This window comes from Kitasatospora sp. NPDC087271 (assembly GCF_044744605.1).
Classification (GTDB): Bacteria; Actinomycetota; Actinomycetes; order Streptomycetales; family Streptomycetaceae; genus Kitasatospora.
The window spans coordinates 56307-71892 of the sequence record NZ_JBIUYQ010000033.1 but is presented as its reverse complement, the minus strand read 5'-3'; the positions used below and the strand labels follow the sequence as shown (position 1 = coordinate 71892).

The window sequence follows — 15586 nt, the reverse complement described above, 5'->3', positions numbered from 1 at the left end:
AGGGGGGACCCTGTGGGAGAGTAGGACGCCGCCGAACAATCATTCACAGAGAACCCCCATCCGGGAAACCGGATGGGGGTTCTCTGCATTTCCGGATAATCTCAACAATCCGTTCGGGCTATGTCCACCCGCAGGTGGTGCTAGGACCACCTCGCAATTGGGGTGGCATGGCCAGTGCCTGGAGCGGGTCGTTCGTGAACACTTGTGGAGGACGATCGAGACCGGCATCAGGAGTTTCCGTGGCAACAGCGAGTCGAACGAGCGGCGCGACCGTGCGCGCGCAGGCCGAGGCGGCCGTCGCGTCGGGCGGCCAGGGGCTGGCGCGGCTGGCCCTCCTGGTGGTGGGCGCGGTGCCGGGGCTGGTGCTGCCGGTGGGAGCGGCGGTGGCGGCAGGTGGGGTCACGGCCTCGGTCTTCCAGGATTCCTACTACCCGGTGGTCCTGTTCGGCCTCGCGGTGGCGGCCGTCGCCGGCGCCCTGGTGGCGGTCCTGTTCGTGCGCCGGACGGCGAGCCGGACGCGCCAGCAGCTGGAGCGCTGGTACGGGATCCGCCTGCCGGCCGTGTACCAGCCCCGGCCCGCGTTGGAGCTGGACGAACGCGGGCACTGGTGGACGGGCTACTCGTACCACCGTTCCCGGACGGTCGCGAAGTACGCGCAACTGCTGCACTGGGGCGCCCGGGACCGGACCACTCGGTCGGAGGTGGCCTGGCTGGCCATCAGCCCCGCCCTGGTGGTGGCGCTGGCGGGTCCGGTGGCCGTCCTGATGGTGCTGGGCGTGGCCTGCATCCTGACGCCGCTGCCTGTGGACGGGTTCGGGCCGGTGCCCGCACGCCTGGTGTCGGTCCTGCTGAGCGCCGCGCTCGGGCTCGGCATGGTTGCGGTCGGGGTGCTCGTGGCACCGTACGCGGTGCGCGGGTACGCCGAGGTGGCCCGCCGGGTACTGGACCAGGACGGCCGGGCGACGCACGCCCAGCTGACCAGGCGGGTGGCCGAGCTGACCGAGACCAGGGCGGACGCGGTCGGCGACCAGGCGGCGGAGCTGCGGCGGATCGAGCGGGACCTGCACGACGGCGCGCAGGCGCGACTGGTCGCGATAGGGATGACGCTGGGCACGATCGAGCACCTGATGGACACCGATCAGGCAGCAGCTCGGGAGTTGCTCTCCGAGGCGCGGCAGTCCTCGGCCCGGGCGCTGCAGGAACTGCGGGACCTGGTCCGCGGCATTCACCCGCCGGTGCTCGCCGAGCGTGGACTGGGCGACGCCGTGCGCGCCTTGGCGCTGGACAGCGCCCTGCCGACCGAGGTGTGCGTGAGCCTGCCGGACCGTCCACCGGCGCCGGTGGAGGCGGCGGCCTACTTCAGCGTCTGCGAGCTGCTGGCCAATGCGGCCAAGCACTCCGGGGCGGAGCAGGTGTGGGTGGACATCCTGTACCGGGCCGGGCTCCTGCGGATCACGGTGACGGACGACGGGGTGGGCGTGGCGGATCCGTCCCGGGGCACCGGTCTGCGCGGGATCGAGCGGCGATTGGGTACCTTCGACGGTGTCCTCGCCATCGACAGCACGTCGGGCGGTCCGACCACCATCACCTTGGAGCTGCCGTGCGAGTTGTCCTCGCCGAGGACCTCTACCTCCTTCGCGAAGGCCTGATCCGACTGCTGGAAGCGCACGGTTTCACCATCGCCGCGGCCGTGGAGACGGGCCCCGAACTGCTGGAGGCGTTGCTGACCCACCGGCCGGACGTGGCCGTGGTCGACGTCCGGCTGCCCCCGACGCTCACCGACGAGGGGCTGCAGGCGGCGCTGAAGGCCCGCAAGGAGATCCAGGGTCTGCCGGTGCTGGTGCTGTCGCAGCACGTCCAGCAGCTGTACGCGCGGGAACTGCTGGCCGACGGCACCGGCGGGATCGGATACCTGCTGAAGGACCGGGTGTTCAACGCCGACCAGTTCATCGACGCGGTCCGCCGGGTGGCGGCCGGCGGAACGGCGATGGACCCGGACGTGATCGCGAAGCTGATGCAGATCACCTCGCGTCGGCCCGGCCCGCTGCTGCGGCTGTCCCCGCGCGAGCGCGAGGTGCTGGAGCTGATGGCCGAGGGCTGCTCCAACTCGGCGATCGCCGCCCGCTTGGCGGTCAGCGACGGTGCGGTGGCCAAGCACATCGCCAACATCTTCACCAAGCTCGAACTGGCCCCGGCCGAGGACGCCAACCGCCGGGTGCTCGCGGTGCTGACCTACCTCAACGGAACGGCCGGGCCGAAGGGCTGACGATCCGCCCGGTTCGCGGCGGGCCGGTCGTCAGCCCCGGACGGTGACACGCCAGGCTGCGGAAACGCCGAAACAGGTGTACGAGTAAACTCCGGTGGGCCGAGCCCGGAGGTCGCTCAGCCGTCCGGCGCCCCGACAAGCGGGAACCGGCAGCCGAGGCAGCGTACGGCAGCAGCCGACATCCAGGGGTTGATAGACGTAATGGCACGCCCAACGCTCACCAAGGCCCATCGGGGCCTGCTCGGCCTGGTCGCGGCCGGCGCCTGCATCATCTCGGGCATCGGCTTCGCGGGCTCGTACAACGCGGTGCGCGAACTGGCCCAGGAGAAGGGCTTCGGGGCCTTCTCCTACGCCTTTCCGATCGGCGTCGACGCCGGCATCGTCGTGCTCCTCTCGCTCGACCTGGTACTGACCTGGCTGCGGATTCCCTTCCCGATGCTGCGGCAGACCGCCTGGGTGCTGACCGTCGCCACGATCGCCTTCAACGCGGCCGCCTCCTGGGGCGATCCACTCGGCATGGGGATGCACGCCGTCATCCCGGTGCTCTTCGTGGTCGTGGTCGAGGCCTCCCGGCACGCGGTCGGCCGGATCGCGGCGATCACGGCCGACCGGCACATGGACTCGGTCCGGGTGATGCGCTGGCTGCTCTCCCCGGTGCCGACCTTCAAGCTCTGGCGCCGGATGAAGCTCTGGGAGCTGCGCTCCTACGACGAGGTCGTCCGGCTGGAGCAGAACCGCCTGGTCTACCGGGCGCAGCTGCGCTTCCGGTACGGCCGCGGCTGGCGCCGCTCGGCGCCGATCCAGGCCCTGCTGCCGCTCAAGCTGGCCAAGTACGGGGTGCCGCTGGACCCGACGCTGTTCGACCGTCTGGACGAGGAGGCGCGCGAGCGCGAGGCTCGGGAGGCTCTGGCGGAGAAGGAGGCGCTGGAGCTCCAGCGGCAGGACGGCCGCGCCGCAACGGCCATCGCCCCGGCCGAGGCCGCTGCGCCCGCGGCTCCCGTCGCCGCCGCCCCGGCTCCCGCTTCGGCCCGCCCGGAGCCGGCCCAGCAGATACAGCAGATACAGCAGGTCCAACCCCAGGTCCAGGCCCAACCCCAACCCCAGCCCGAACCGGCCCCGGCTCCGGTCGCCGTCGCGCCGATGTCCGCCGAGGTGGCCGCGCCGATGCTGGCGAAGCTGGCGGCCGTCCGGCTGCGCGCCGCGCAGGAGCCGGACGGAGTGGCGCAGGAGTCCCCGCAGCCGCACCGCGAGGAGCTGAACGTGTGGACCGAGCGCCCGGTGCGCACCACGGGCCACCCGTCCGACGCCGCCCCCGGCGGGCGGGTGCCCGGCCAGGCCTCGCCGTGGTTCAAGCCCCCGCGCCCGGTCGCCGAGGAGCCGGTCCTCCCGCATCAGCCCCAGGCCCAGGTCGCCCAGGAGGCGGGGCTCGCCGCCGAGCCGCAGCCCCGCCACCCCGGGCCGCCCGTCCCGGCTGGGCAGCCCGCTCAGGCCGAGCAGCCCGGCCACGGCGAGGAGTTCGTCGCGGCCGAGCAGTTCCCCGTCCATGACGAGGAGTCCGCGCCCCGCTCGGCCCCGTCCCGGCTGGATCCGGACCTGGCCTATGACGCCCTGGTCAGCTACATGGACAACCACGAGCACCAGCCCGACCCGCAGCGCCTCGCCGAGTGGCTGACCAAGCAGTACGGCGTCACCGGCAACCGCCCGGACGGCTCGGTCCACCCCAAGGACGTCGCCGAGCTCTACCCGCAGCTGCGCGACCGCTACGCCGCCGCCGGGAGGGACTGACCCGGGCCGCCTCGGCCGGACGCTCCGTCGAAGGCTCCTCCGCCCACCGCTCGGTCGGCCATTGACGCCCGGTCCGACCGGAGCTACCTTCGCCTCAACAAACTGTTGAAGTGCCGGTCCGGCGTGGAGGAGTGCGGATGTCGCAGGTCGAGGTCGACGGTAACGGACCGACGGGCGGGGCCTCCTTCTCCGCCGCCGCCCGCGCCGCCGTGGAGGCGCTGCTCGCCCCGGTCGACGCCGACCTGGCGCGCCGCTACCCCGGCGACACCGGGACCAGGCAGCCGGTGCACACCGTCTACGTCCCGGCCGACGCCTTCGCCGCCGACACCGTAAGGGAGTGGGGCCGCCAGGCCCTGGAGGCCTTCGACACCCACGCCGGCACCCCCGCCGAGCTGGCCCGTGCCCTCGGCGTGGCCGACGACGAACTGTTCGCCGACGTGCACGCCCGGGTCCGCGCCAAGCTGGAGCGCGAGCCGGTCGAGGACCTGCGGATCGACTTCGAGGACGGCTACGGACCCCGCCCGGACGCCGAGGAGGACGCCGCCGCCGTCCGCGCCGCCGAACTGGTCGCCGCCGCCGCGGCGGAGGGCACCGCACCGCCGTACCTCGGCATCCGGATCAAGTGCATGGAGGCGGTCGTCCGCGACCGCGGCATCCGCACCCTGGAACTGTTCCTGGCCACCCTGCTGGCCGGCGGCGGCCTGCCGGACGGCCTGGTCCTCACCTTGCCCAAGGTGACCTACGCCGAGCAGGTCACCGCGCTGGTCCGGCTGCTGGAGGACTTCGAGCGCCGCGCCGGGCTGCCCGCCGGCCGGATCGGCTTCGAGATCCAGATCGAGACCACCCAGGCCATCCTCGGCCCGGACGGCCGGGCCACCGTGGCCCGGATGATCGAGGCGGCCGAGGGCCGCGCCACCGGGCTGCACTACGGCACCTTCGACTACAGCGCCTCCTGCGGCGTCAGCGCGGCCCACCAGAGCATGGACCACCCGGTCGCCGACCACGCGAAGGCGGTCATGCAGGTGGCCGCGGCCGGCACCGGCGTCCGGCTCTCCGACGGCTCGACCAACGTCATCCCGACCGGCTCCACCGAACAGGTGCACGCCGCCTGGAAGCTCCACCACGACCTGGTCCGCCGCTCGCTGGCCCGCGCCTACCACCAGGGCTGGGACATGCACCCGGCGCACCTGCCAACCCGCTACGTCGCGGTGTACTCCTTCTACCGCGAGGGCCTGGCGGCCGCCGCCGCCCGGCTGGCCGCGTACGTCGCCAAGGCGGCTGGCGACGTGATGGACGAGCCGGCCACCGCCCGGGCGCTCAGCGGCTACCTGCTGCGCGGCCTGGACTGCGGCGCCGTCGACCCGGCCGAGGTCACCGCGCTGACCGGCCTGGACCGCGCCCGGCTGGATGCCCTGGCCGGGCGCTGACCCCGCGACCGGCCGACGAAGCCCGGCCAGGGCCTGTGGCGCGTCTTGTGGGTCAGGCCGGGACCGACCTGACCCACAAGACACGCCTAAGCTGGCGGTGCCGCCCCGGGACGCCCGGGGCGTGCGCCGCCAGCCGTCGCCGTTTCCGGGAGAACCACCGCGTCATGTCCGCCACGCCGGAACCGACCGCCAGGCCGTACCTCACCATCCGGCGGGCCGGCAGCCACGAGACCGAGATCAAGAAGTCCCGGTTCATCTGCCACCTCGCCCGGGTCGCCGACGAGGAGGAGGCGCAGGCCTTCATCGCCGGCATCCGCAAGCAGTACTGGGACGCGCGGCACAACTGCACCGCCTTCGTGGTCGGCGAGGAGCAGCGCCGCGAGCGTTCCAGCGACGACGGCGAGCCCGGCGGCACCGCCGGGGTGCCGATGCTGGAGGTGCTGCGCCGACGCGGCCTGACCGACACCGCCGCCGTGGTGACCAGGTACTTCGGCGGCATCAAGCTCGGCGCGGGCGGCCTGGTGCGGGCGTACGGGAACGCGGTGTCCGAGGCGGTGGACGAGGTCGGTCTGCTGGAGCGGCGGCCGGTGGCGCTGCTCGCGGTGACGGCCGACCACGTGCGCGCGGGGCGGGTAGAGAACGACCTGCGGGCGGCCGGGTACACGGTCAGCGACCTGGCCTACGAACCGGCCGGGGTGCGGATCGAGGTGGGCGTACCGCAGCCTGAGGTGCCGGCCTTCCACGCCTGGCTTGCCGAGGCGACCGGCGGTACCGCCGTCGCGGTCCCGGCCGGCCGGACGTACGTCGAGGTGCCGGTCTGATGCCGGAGCAGACGGGCGGCGGCGCTTTCGGCCACCTATTCGGCCAGATCGCGGCCGATCCGTTTCGGAGCCTTGCGGGGCGTGCCTAGCCTGGTCCGGTCGTCGAGCAGGAAGCCGCCCCGAGATGCCCGTCGTCCAGACCGTCACCCTGCCGCCGGGGGCCAGCACCGGCTGGCACTACCACCCGGGCCGGGTGGACGTGGTGGTGCTGTCCGGGACGCTGACCCGGACCCTGCACGACGGCCGGGTCGAGGTCAGCCGGGCCGGGGACTCGCTGGTCGAGGAGGCCGGACCGGTCCACGTCCACGTGGGGCGCAACCTCGGGGACGAGCCCGTGGTGCTGATCGCGAGCTACGCCGACCCGGCCGGTTGCGCGTTGGCGGTGCCGGTCGCGGAGCCCGAGTGGAGTCGCAGCGGCGCCCGGCCCGCCGAGGCCTGACCCGCCGAGGCCTGACCCAACGATGTATGAGCAGGCCGCTCCGGCTCTGTCGCCCGCCGCCCGCCGCCCGGCGCTGAGGGCGGGTCGGACCGGGAGCCGCGCCACGCGGTGCGCGGCTTGAGCAGATTCACCCGAACGTATTGACGTGGCCCGGAGTTGGAACTTCCGCTCCGGGCCGTGGCGTTTCCTGGGCAAGGATCCGGCCGAACCGGACGAATAACCCATCGATGGAGGACACCAGACCCCACCCCGCACCACGGAGGTATGCGCATGACCTCAGACCGCTTTTCGTCGCCCGCCGGCGCCGACCTGACCGGCCCCGCGACGCCCTACCGGATGACCGTCACCACCACCCTCCCGCACCGCGAGGCCGTCGCCCTGGCCGACGAGCAGCTCGCCGCCTGGCTGAAACAGGAAGGCTGCGAGGAGCCCCCGCCGGCTCCCCGCGCCCTCACCGGGCCGCCCCCGGCCGGACCGGCCTCGACGGGGAAGGCTCCAAGCCGACCGGAACCGCCCGAACTGACGCCCCCTGGACTGACGGCGTCCGGACCGGCGCAGTCCCGACCGGCCCCCGCCGCCGAGCGACTGCGCCTGGGCGACCGCGTCCTGCTCGACCGCGACCGGGGCCCGCTGCGCGGCGGCCCGGCCGCCGGCCGCTACGACCGCCGACGCCTGCGCACCCCGACCCCGCACGGCACCCAGCAGCTCACTCTGACCGTGGCCACCGGGGCCGACGGCCCCACCTGGGTCCGGCTGGAGGCCGAGACGCACAGCACCGGCAACGGCGTGCGGACCCCCTGCCGGGTGCCGGTGCCCGAACTCGCCCGCACCCTCCTGCCGCTGCTCGACGCCACCGACGGCCTAGCCGCCGTCCACCCGGCTCCCCGGGTGATCACCGCCGGCGAGGTCGACGGCCTGATCGACGAGCTCTGCGACCCGGAGCGCCGGCTGCCCGTCGTGGTCGCCAGCGTCCCGGTGAACCTCCTGCTCGACCGCTGGGTCGAGGACGTCGTCCGCCCGCTCTGCCACCAGCTGCCCGGCCTGGCCACCGCCTACGTCCTGGACCCGGGCGCCCGGACGGGGTTCAACGTCGCGCTGGAGTACCACAGCGTCTACGGCGGAGCGGTGCGCACCTACCTGCCCGAGGTCGACCCCGCCTCCCGGTGCGACGGCGCCCGGCACCCGGTGCTCGCCCGGGGGCGAATAGAGCAGGACATCCGCCGTGCGGCCGGGCTGCTCGCCCGCGAGCCGCGCCGGCTCGCCGCCGACCTGCCGCTGCCGCCCCCGCTGGCGGCCGTCCCGGTGCTGCGGGTCGCCCCGGCGCCGCCCCGCGCGGCCGTCAGCCCGGCCGGGGACCAGGCCGCCGCCCGCGCCGAGCTGGCCGCGCTGGTCCGGGAGGAGCAGCAGGACCGGGCCGAGCAGCAGGCCAGGGCCGACGAGCTGGAGCGGGTCCGGCGCACCCTGCGCCACGAGCGCCGGGACAACCGCGCGGGTCGGGAGAACCGGGACAAGCAGGACGGCCGCGAGGGTCATGAGGGCCGCGACCGTCCGGAGCTCCGCGAGCGCCACGACGGTCGGGACAGCCGGGACGGCCACGTACGGGCCGGCTCCCACGCCCTCACGGGGCGCCACTGCATCCTCCAGGGCGCCGCCGGGCACTTCGCCGTCAAGCCGTCCGCCCGGCCCGCGAAGCCGGAGACCTTCACCGAACTCATGGCCAGGATCGACGAGTTCCCGCTGCTGACCTTCACCGGTGACCAGAAGAACGCGCTCGCTCTGGACGGGCTCCGGTGCTCCGGCGCGGGCTGGGCCCGGCTCGCCTGGGACGGGCTGACCGCCCTTCAGGAGTACGCCGAGGCGGCGGTCCGCGGCGCGGCCGGCGGCGACTTCAAACAGTGGTGCGAGCACACCCCGGAGGGCTGCCACCACTTCCCGCCCCGCAAGGCGGTGCGCGGGGAGTCCCGGACGGTGTTCAGCCACACCAAGTGGAAGCGCGAACGGATGCTGCCCGTCCCGGAGAGCGTGGACGCCTCCCGGCGCGCCTTCATGGGCGCACACCTGCGGATCGGCGGCGGCCGTACCGCGCCCCGGCTGCACTACCTCGACGACTGCTCGGGCAGTGGCCGGATCTATGTCGGCTACATCGGCCTGCACCTGACCAACACCCGGACCAACTGAGAGGCTGGGCTGACCACTGCCGCCCGTTCGGTGGACAATGTCCGGCAGGGGCGGGCCGCAGGGTCGCCGGCCGCCCCGGGCAGGCGCCGGACGAGCATGGGGGAACGACGACCGATGCAGCACTCAGCAGACGGCCAGCCCGACGGCACCGCCACCGTCCAGTTCCCCCGGCCGGGCTTCCTCGCCTCGGTCTTCAGAGAGCTCAACACCGACCAGGGGCAGGGCCAGGGACTGGACCCGGACGCCGCCGGCCCCGGCCCGGCCGCCCCCGGTACACCCGGCGGCGTCATGCCCGATGACGGCGCGTCCGGTGGCGGCGTGTCCGATGACGGTGCGTCCGGTGGTGCGGCGTCCGGCGACGGCCCGGTCGAGCCCGAGGAGTCCATCGCCGCCCACGGCAGGGCCGCCGCCCTGACCCACCACCGCACGCTCACCGTCCAGGCCGAGCACGACCGGCTGGCCGACCTGCTTCGGCGGGCCGCACTGCCCGTCTCGGCCATGGACTTCGAGAGCCAGTTGCGCCACTACGAGCCCCGCCCCTACCCGGCCGACGGGCCGGAGACCGGCAGTGAGGCCGAGCCCCGCTGGGCGGACTTCGCGCCCGCCGGGCCGGCCACCGCCGACCCCGACGGCGCCCCGGCCCGCCGCCTGCTCGACTCCGGCTACCAGCGCGAACTCGCCCAGGCCCGGCTGGCCCACCAGCGTTCCCTGCGCGAGTGGCGCACCCGCCGGTCCGAGGCCGACAACCCAGCCGCCGACGAGTCCCGGCGCGTCCACGAGGCGGCCGAGGAGGCCCGGGCCCGCGCCGTGCGCGAGTACAACGAGAGCCTGGAGGAGTGCCGGCGGGCCTACCGGCTGTCCGAGCCGGCCGCCGTGGAGTCTCTGCTGGAGCGGGCGCTCGCCGCCGCCGAGACCGCCACCCAGGACCTGCCCGCCCCCTGCCGGGCGGTCTTCCGCCCGCTCACCCGCACCGCCGTGCTGGACCTCGACCTGCCGCCGCTCGACCTGGTGCCCTCGCTCACCGGCTACCGGCTCGCCCCGGACGGCGACATCGTCCCGGTCCCGCGCCCGCCGGCGGACCGGGCCACCGACTATCTGCGCCTGGTCGCCCGGCTCGCCCTGCGCGCCCTCCAGGCCGCCGACGCCGTCGACACCGACGAGATACTCGCGGGCGTCGTGCTCAACGGCTGGCTGCGCGAGCCCGGCACCGCCGAGCCGCTCTGCCTGGTCAGCGTGGACGCCGACCGCGACGCACTGGCCCGCACCCGGCTGCTGCCGCCCGCCACCCCGTACGAGGAGCGCGACGACGAAGGCGTCTACGCCGACGCCGAGCAGGACGAGGCGCTCGTCCGGCTGCGCCAGCTCGGCGCCGCCGTCACCCCGGACCCGTACGGCCGCGTGGGCGTGCAGCCCGCCGCGCAGGCGGGCGCCGCCGTACCGGCCGCACCCGATCTGTCCGCGAACGAGTTCGCCCAGCTGGTGCGCGACCTGCTCACCCGCGGCGGGCTCGCCGAGTGGAGCGTGCGGCTGCGCGGTCCGGCCGGACTGGTCGCCACCGGTGAGGGGGCCCCGGGCAGCGCGCTGCCCGGCCGCTGGGTGGTCTGGGCCTCCCGGGGCGCCGAGCCGGTCAGCGCGGAGGAGATCGCCACCCTGGCCGAGGCCGTTCAGGAGGAGTCCGCCGAGCGCGGCCTGCGGCTGACCACCGGCCGCTTCGCCGACGAGGCCCTCGACCTCACCGGCGAGGAGAGCCACCGGCACATCCACCTGGTCGACGGCGACGGCGTGAGCGAACTCGCCCGCACCCACCTCGGCCTGCCCCTCGCCGCCGGCCGCTGACCCCACCTCCGGTCCCCGCCCCCACCCTCGTCCCCTTCCCCGTCTTCGCAGCTCACCCCGACGGACCGCCCGGCGGGCGAGCCCCCGCACCCGACCCGAGGCTGGGGAACGGGCACCGGCGGAGCAGCGGCACCCCGGGCGATCACCGCCGAACGGTCGTCCGATACGGTCGGCGGTCGGCCCGGCCACGGGCGGACCCCAGGGGGAGAGGAATGGGCAGAGCGCCCGGCAGACCACACGGCGGCACCCGCCGGCGCCCGCACGGCGGATCGACCCACCCGGAGGCGGACCGGTGACCGCCGTCCTGGTCGCCGCCGGGGCGTTCCTGATGACCCTGATCGGCGGCTTCGTCGCCCAGCGCACCGGCGACCGCCGCCACCTCGTGCTCGGCTTCGCCGCCGGCCTCATGCTCGGCGTGGTCGCCTTCGACCTGCTGCCCGAGGCCATGCGCCAGGCACCGGACGAGGTGCACGGCGTGCCGCAGGCGCTGCTGATGTTCGCGGTCGGCTTCCTCACCATCCACGTGGTCGAACGCGCGGTCGCCATCCACCGCGGCCACGAGAGCGAGTACGCCGAGCACACCCACGGCCACCAGCACGCGCACGCCCACCACGCCGGGCGCCAGGGCGTCGGCCTGACCGCCGCGCTGGCCCTGGTCGGGCACAGCGTGATGGACGGCTTCGCGATCGGCGCCGCCTTCCAGGCCGGCACCACGGTCGGAACGGTCGTCGCCATCGCCGTCGTCGCCCACGACTTCGCCGACGGCTTCAACACGTACACGATCACCCGGCTCTACGGGAACAACCGGCGGCGGGCACTGGCGCTGCTCGCGGCGGACGCGCTGGCCCCGGTGTCCGGCGCCGCGATCACCCTGGCCTTCACCATCCCCGAGCACCTGCTCGGCCTCTACCTCGGCTTCTTCTCCGGGTTCCTGCTCTACCTGGCCACCTCCGACATCCTCCCGGAGGCACACAGCCCGCACCCCTCCCGCAGCACCCTGCTCTGCACCGTCGCCGGGGTGGGGTTCATGTGGCTGGTGATCGGCCTCGCCAACTAGGCCTGGCTCGGCAGGGCCAGGGCAGGACGGGACGGGGCCTGACGCGGCGGACCGCCCGGCGCCGCCGACCGCTCCCGCATCACCGCGCCGCGCCCGGGGGCGCCGTCCGCGGTGGTGGACCGGCTGCGAGGAAGCGGGCCTCGGCGGCGCGCAGCACGCGTAGCAGCACTTCCTGCTCGTCGGGACTGACCTCGCCGAAGTACTCCTGGGCCACCTCGTGCCGGACCTGCCCGATCCGTTCGACCGCCGCGCGGCCCGCCTCGGTCAGCAGGATCCGGACCGCCCGCCGGTCGGCCGGGTCGGGCCTGCGCTCGACCAGGCCGGCCTCCTCCAGCGCGTCGACCACGGTGGTCGCCGAGCGCGGGGCGATGTGCAGCCGCTCGGCCAGGTCGCTCAGCCGCATCGCGTGGTCCGGCAGCTCGCAGCCGGGCGCGTGGGCCAGGGCGTTCAGCGCCCGGGCCTGGCCGGGGGTGATGCCGTACGGCTCCAACTGCCGCCCGGTCTGCCGACGGATCCGCTTGATCGCCCTGGTCATCGTGTCGGCCAGCTCGGCGGCGGTGTCCGAGGCCGTGGAGTCCGAGGCGGCGGTGTCCGAGGCCGTGGAGTCCGAGGCGGTGGCGTCTGAGGCCGTGGTGTCCGAGCCTGCGGTGTCCGAGCCCGCGGTGTCCGAGGCGGCCGCCTCGGCAGGGGCGCCGGGCGGGCCGGGGGAGGGGTCCGCCGGGTCGGTCGGCGTGGTGGTCATCGGCGGTCTCCTCGGCAGGCGTCCGCCCCAGGGTATCGGCCGGTCCGGGGCCGGTGGCCGACAGCGGACGGCGCCCGGAGAAAAATGTTGAGCTTGGCTCAGTATCTGGGTTAGCGTAGCCCCAACTGAGGGGACCCTAAGTTCCCTCCCCGGATCCTGGAGGGCCCGTGCCCCGCTCCGAAGCCCGCGTCACCACCGACCGCCCCGCCCGCTACGCCAAGCAGCTCGCCGCCCACATGGGCCGCAAGATCGAGGCCACCTTCTCCGAGGAGACCGGCCGCGGCACCCTGGTCTTCGGCGCCGGCACCGCCACCCTCGAAGCCCGGCCCGACGCGCTGCTGCTCGCCGTCGAGGGCGAGCAGGAGAACCTGCCCGGCCTGGAGGACGTCGTCGGCCGCCACCTCGTCCGCTTCGGCGCCCGCGACGAACTCGTCGTCGAATGGCACCGCGACAACGGCGAGACCGGCCTCGTTCACCGCAACGACGACCCCGAGGCCTGACCGCCGCCCCCGCCGCCCGGCCGGGGCAGCCGCCGGGCCAGCCCCCACAGCACCAGGGCGGCCAGGCACCAGCTGGCCACCACGTCCAGCAGCCAGTGGAAGTCGCTCCACACCAGCCCCGCGCCGACGCCCACCGCCAGCAGCACCGCGCCCGCCGTCAGCAGACGCGCCGCCCACGGTCCCGCCACCCGCACCAGCAGCAGCGCCGCCACCCCGTACGAGAGCGACGCGGTGGCGGTGTGCCCGGACGGGTACCAGCCCCACTGTTCCGGCGTCAGCGGATCACCGAGCGGGCCCGGCCGGGCGAACGCCGCCTTGGCCGGCACCACCAGCAGCGGGATCAGTCCGGCGGTCAGCGCCGCCACCGGCAGCGGCAGCCACCAGCGCCCCGCCGCCCCCGTCCGGCGCCACCGCCACGCGGCCAGCACGCCGGCCGCCAGCAGCACCGGGATCGCGGGCACGCTGTCGCCCAGGTCGGACAGGATCCGGCCCAGTTGGTCCAGCAGCGCGCTGGGGTGGTCCCGGTGGGCGGTCCGGACGGCTCCGCGGACCGCGCGGTCCCATCCGAGCAGCGGGCCGTCCACCGCCACCTGCCACGACACCAGCAGCAGGACGACCACCGCCGTCAGCGGCACGGCCACCGAGCGGGCCACCCGGCCCGGAACGCCGGACAGCCGCCCCGGAGCAGGGGGGAGAGCTCCGGGGCGGCTCTGATGATCGCCGTTCCGTGCGCCCCGGGGGGTGTGGGTCGGACGGTCGGTCGATCGGTCTTCGGTGGGTGCCACCCCTCCCGGGGCGGCCTGGTCGTCCTCGCGGCACGCATGCGGACCCGCCGTCGGGGGCGACCCCGCAGGCGGCTCCGCCCATGGCTGCGGCTCGCTGTCCATCTGCGATGACACTACGTCAACAGCCTTTCCGCGCCGAGCGCCTTCAGCGATTCCCCACATCATCTTCACCCCGCCCCGGGCGGCCCTCCGGGAGCCCCGACGACCTGGCCCGACCGGGCGGCGGGCCCGTCCGACCGGCCGGTGACAACCGAACGGCCCGCGAGGACCAGAGGTCCCCACGGGCCGTTCAGCGCTGTCCGGACAACCCTCCGGAGGGGGTTCACGACCTGACGGGCGACACCGCTCAGACGGCGGCGAAAGCGCCCTCCAGGATGTCCAGGCCCTCGGCCAGGAGGTGCTCCGCGATGACCAGCGGCGGCAGGAAGCGCAGCACGTTGCCGTAGGTGCCGGCGGTCAGCACCACCAGGCCCTCGGCGTGGCAGGCCTTCGCGATGGCCGCGGTGGCCTCCGCGTTCGGCTCCTTGCCGCCCGGCTTCACCAACTCGACGGCGATCATCGCACCGCGGCCGCGGACCTCGCCGATGATGTCGAACTTCTCCTGCATCGCCCGCAGGCGGCCCAGCATGATCTCGCCGATCCGCTGCGCCTTGCCGTTGAGGTCCTGCTCCTTCATCGTCTCGATGGCGCCCAGCGCGGCCGCACAGGCCACCGGGTTGCCGCCGTAGGTGCCGCCCAGGCCGCCCGCGTGCGCGGCGTCCATGATCTCGGCGCGACCGGTCACCGCCGCCAGCGGCAGACCGCCGGCGATGCCCTTCGCGGTGGTGATCAGGTCCGGGACGATGCCCTCGTCCTCACAGGCGAACCACTGGCCGGTACGGCAGAAACCGGTCTGGATCTCGTCCGCGACGAACACGATGCCGTTCGCCTTCGCGTACTCCACGATCGCCGGCAGGAAGCCCTTGGCCGGCTCGATGAAGCCGCCCTCGCCCTGGATCGGCTCGATGATGATCGCGGCGACGTTCTCGGCGCCGATCTGCTTGTTGATGACCTCGATCGCCTGCGCGGCGGCCTCGGCGGCGCAGTTCTCCGCACCCGTCAGCCAGCGGTACGGGTAGGCCACCGGCACCCGGTAGATCTCCGGGGCGAACGGGCCGAAGCCCTGCTTGTACGGCATGTTCTTCGCCGTCAGGCCCATGGTCAGGTTCGTACGGCCGTGGTAGCCGTGGTCGAACACCACGACGGCGGTGCGCTTGGTGTAGGCGCGGGCCACCTTCACCGCGTTCTCGACCGCCTCGGCGCCCGAGTTGAACAGCGCGGTGCGCTTGTCGTGGTCACCCGGGGTCAGCTCGTTCAGCTGCTCGGCGACCGCCACGTAACCCTCGTACGGGGTCACCATGAAACAGGTGTGGGTGAAGGCGGCCAGCTGCTCGCTCGCCTTCGCCACCACGGCCTCGGCGCTGTTGCCGACGTTCGTCACGGCGATGCCGGAGCCGAAGTCGATCAGCGAGTTGCCGTCCACGTCCTCCAGCACGCCGCCGTTGGCACGGGACACGTACACCGGCAGGGTGGTGCCGACACCGGCCGCCACCGCACCCAGCTTGCGGGCCTGCAGCTCCTGCGACTTCGGACCGGGGATCGCGGTGACCAGGCGGCGCTCCTGCGGGAGCGGCGTTGCGGCGCTCATGGTGTTCTCCAGACTTCTCGGCTCGGTGCTTCGCAGGCTACGGCCGCCCTCCCCGGCCGGGCA

At 74.5% G+C, this 15586-nt stretch carries 13 protein-coding genes; 10 read left to right on the top strand and 3 right to left on the bottom strand.

Features of this window, described 5'->3' with window-relative positions; all coding sequences use genetic code 11:
* The first annotated feature begins 239 nt into the window (after positions 1 to 239).
* The 9 genes from ACIO9K_RS34220 to ACIO9K_RS34180 all read left to right on the top strand — a co-directional run bounded on the left by ACIO9K_RS34220 (position 240) and on the right by ACIO9K_RS34180 (position 11809).
* Positions 240 to 1649, top strand: coding sequence for a sensor histidine kinase (locus ACIO9K_RS34220; RefSeq protein WP_400335635.1), 1410 nt, complete (start codon positions 240 to 242; stop codon positions 1647 to 1649).
* Complete coding sequence (locus tag ACIO9K_RS34215; RefSeq protein WP_063347646.1) at positions 1601 to 2266, top strand: response regulator transcription factor; 666 nt, start codon at positions 1601 to 1603, stop codon at positions 2264 to 2266. The genes ACIO9K_RS34220 and ACIO9K_RS34215 overlap by 49 nt, the downstream gene beginning before the upstream one ends.
* 201 nt (positions 2267 to 2467) lie before the next feature.
* Positions 2468 to 4051: a DUF2637 domain-containing protein gene (locus tag ACIO9K_RS34210; protein WP_400335633.1), complete on the top strand. Its 1584-nt coding sequence runs from the start codon at positions 2468 to 2470 to the stop codon at positions 4049 to 4051.
* A gap of 137 nt (positions 4052 to 4188) precedes the next feature.
* Complete coding sequence (locus ACIO9K_RS34205; RefSeq protein WP_400335631.1) at positions 4189 to 5478, top strand: DUF6986 family protein; 1290 nt, start codon at positions 4189 to 4191, stop codon at positions 5476 to 5478.
* Positions 5479 to 5642: 164 nt separating this feature from the next.
* Positions 5643 to 6299, top strand: a complete 657-nt coding sequence (locus ACIO9K_RS34200) for a YigZ family protein (RefSeq protein WP_363624977.1) — start codon at positions 5643 to 5645, stop codon at positions 6297 to 6299.
* 124 nt (positions 6300 to 6423) lie between these two features.
* A complete protein-coding gene (locus ACIO9K_RS34195; protein WP_363624975.1) occupies positions 6424 to 6738 on the top strand; it encodes a cupin domain-containing protein in 315 nt (104 codons plus the stop codon).
* Positions 6739 to 7008: 270 nt separating this feature from the next.
* A complete protein-coding gene (locus ACIO9K_RS34190; RefSeq protein WP_400335628.1) occupies positions 7009 to 8916 on the top strand; it encodes a hypothetical protein in 1908 nt (635 codons plus the stop codon).
* A gap of 114 nt (positions 8917 to 9030) precedes the next feature.
* On the top strand, positions 9031 to 10752 hold the full coding sequence (locus ACIO9K_RS34185) for a restriction endonuclease (RefSeq protein ID WP_400335626.1): 1722 nt from the start codon (positions 9031 to 9033) through the stop codon (positions 10750 to 10752).
* A 328-nt stretch (positions 10753 to 11080) separates the two neighbouring features.
* Positions 11081 to 11809 (top strand): ZIP family metal transporter, encoded by a 729-nt coding sequence (locus ACIO9K_RS34180; protein ID WP_363586539.1) that lies wholly within the window; start codon positions 11081 to 11083, stop codon positions 11807 to 11809.
* Between the two features lie 79 nt (positions 11810 to 11888).
* On the opposite strand, the gene ACIO9K_RS34175 is transcribed toward ACIO9K_RS34180, so the two are convergent.
* The gene (locus ACIO9K_RS34175; RefSeq protein ID WP_400335624.1) at positions 11889 to 12551 is read right to left on the bottom strand and encodes a MarR family winged helix-turn-helix transcriptional regulator; all 663 of its coding nucleotides are present in this window, start codon (positions 12549 to 12551) and stop codon (positions 11889 to 11891) included.
* A gap of 167 nt (positions 12552 to 12718) precedes the next feature.
* Here ACIO9K_RS34175 and ACIO9K_RS34170 point away from each other — a divergent pair, with 167 nt between their 5' ends.
* Entirely contained in the window at positions 12719 to 13051 is a 333-nt protein-coding gene (locus ACIO9K_RS34170) for a DUF2218 domain-containing protein (RefSeq protein WP_363624967.1), read from the top strand.
* Here the strand turns inward: ACIO9K_RS34170 and ACIO9K_RS34165 are convergent.
* Both ACIO9K_RS34165 and gabT read right to left on the bottom strand, forming a co-directional pair.
* Positions 13024 to 13692 (bottom strand): phosphatase PAP2 family protein, encoded by a 669-nt coding sequence (locus tag ACIO9K_RS34165; protein ID WP_400335621.1) that lies wholly within the window; start codon positions 13690 to 13692, stop codon positions 13024 to 13026. The two genes, ACIO9K_RS34170 and ACIO9K_RS34165, sit on opposite strands and share 28 nt — an antisense overlap.
* A gap of 490 nt (positions 13693 to 14182) precedes the next feature.
* Complete coding sequence (gabT, locus tag ACIO9K_RS34160) at positions 14183 to 15523, bottom strand: 4-aminobutyrate--2-oxoglutarate transaminase (RefSeq protein WP_363586509.1); 1341 nt, start codon at positions 15521 to 15523, stop codon at positions 14183 to 14185.
* Positions 15524 to 15586: the final 63 nt, after the last annotated feature.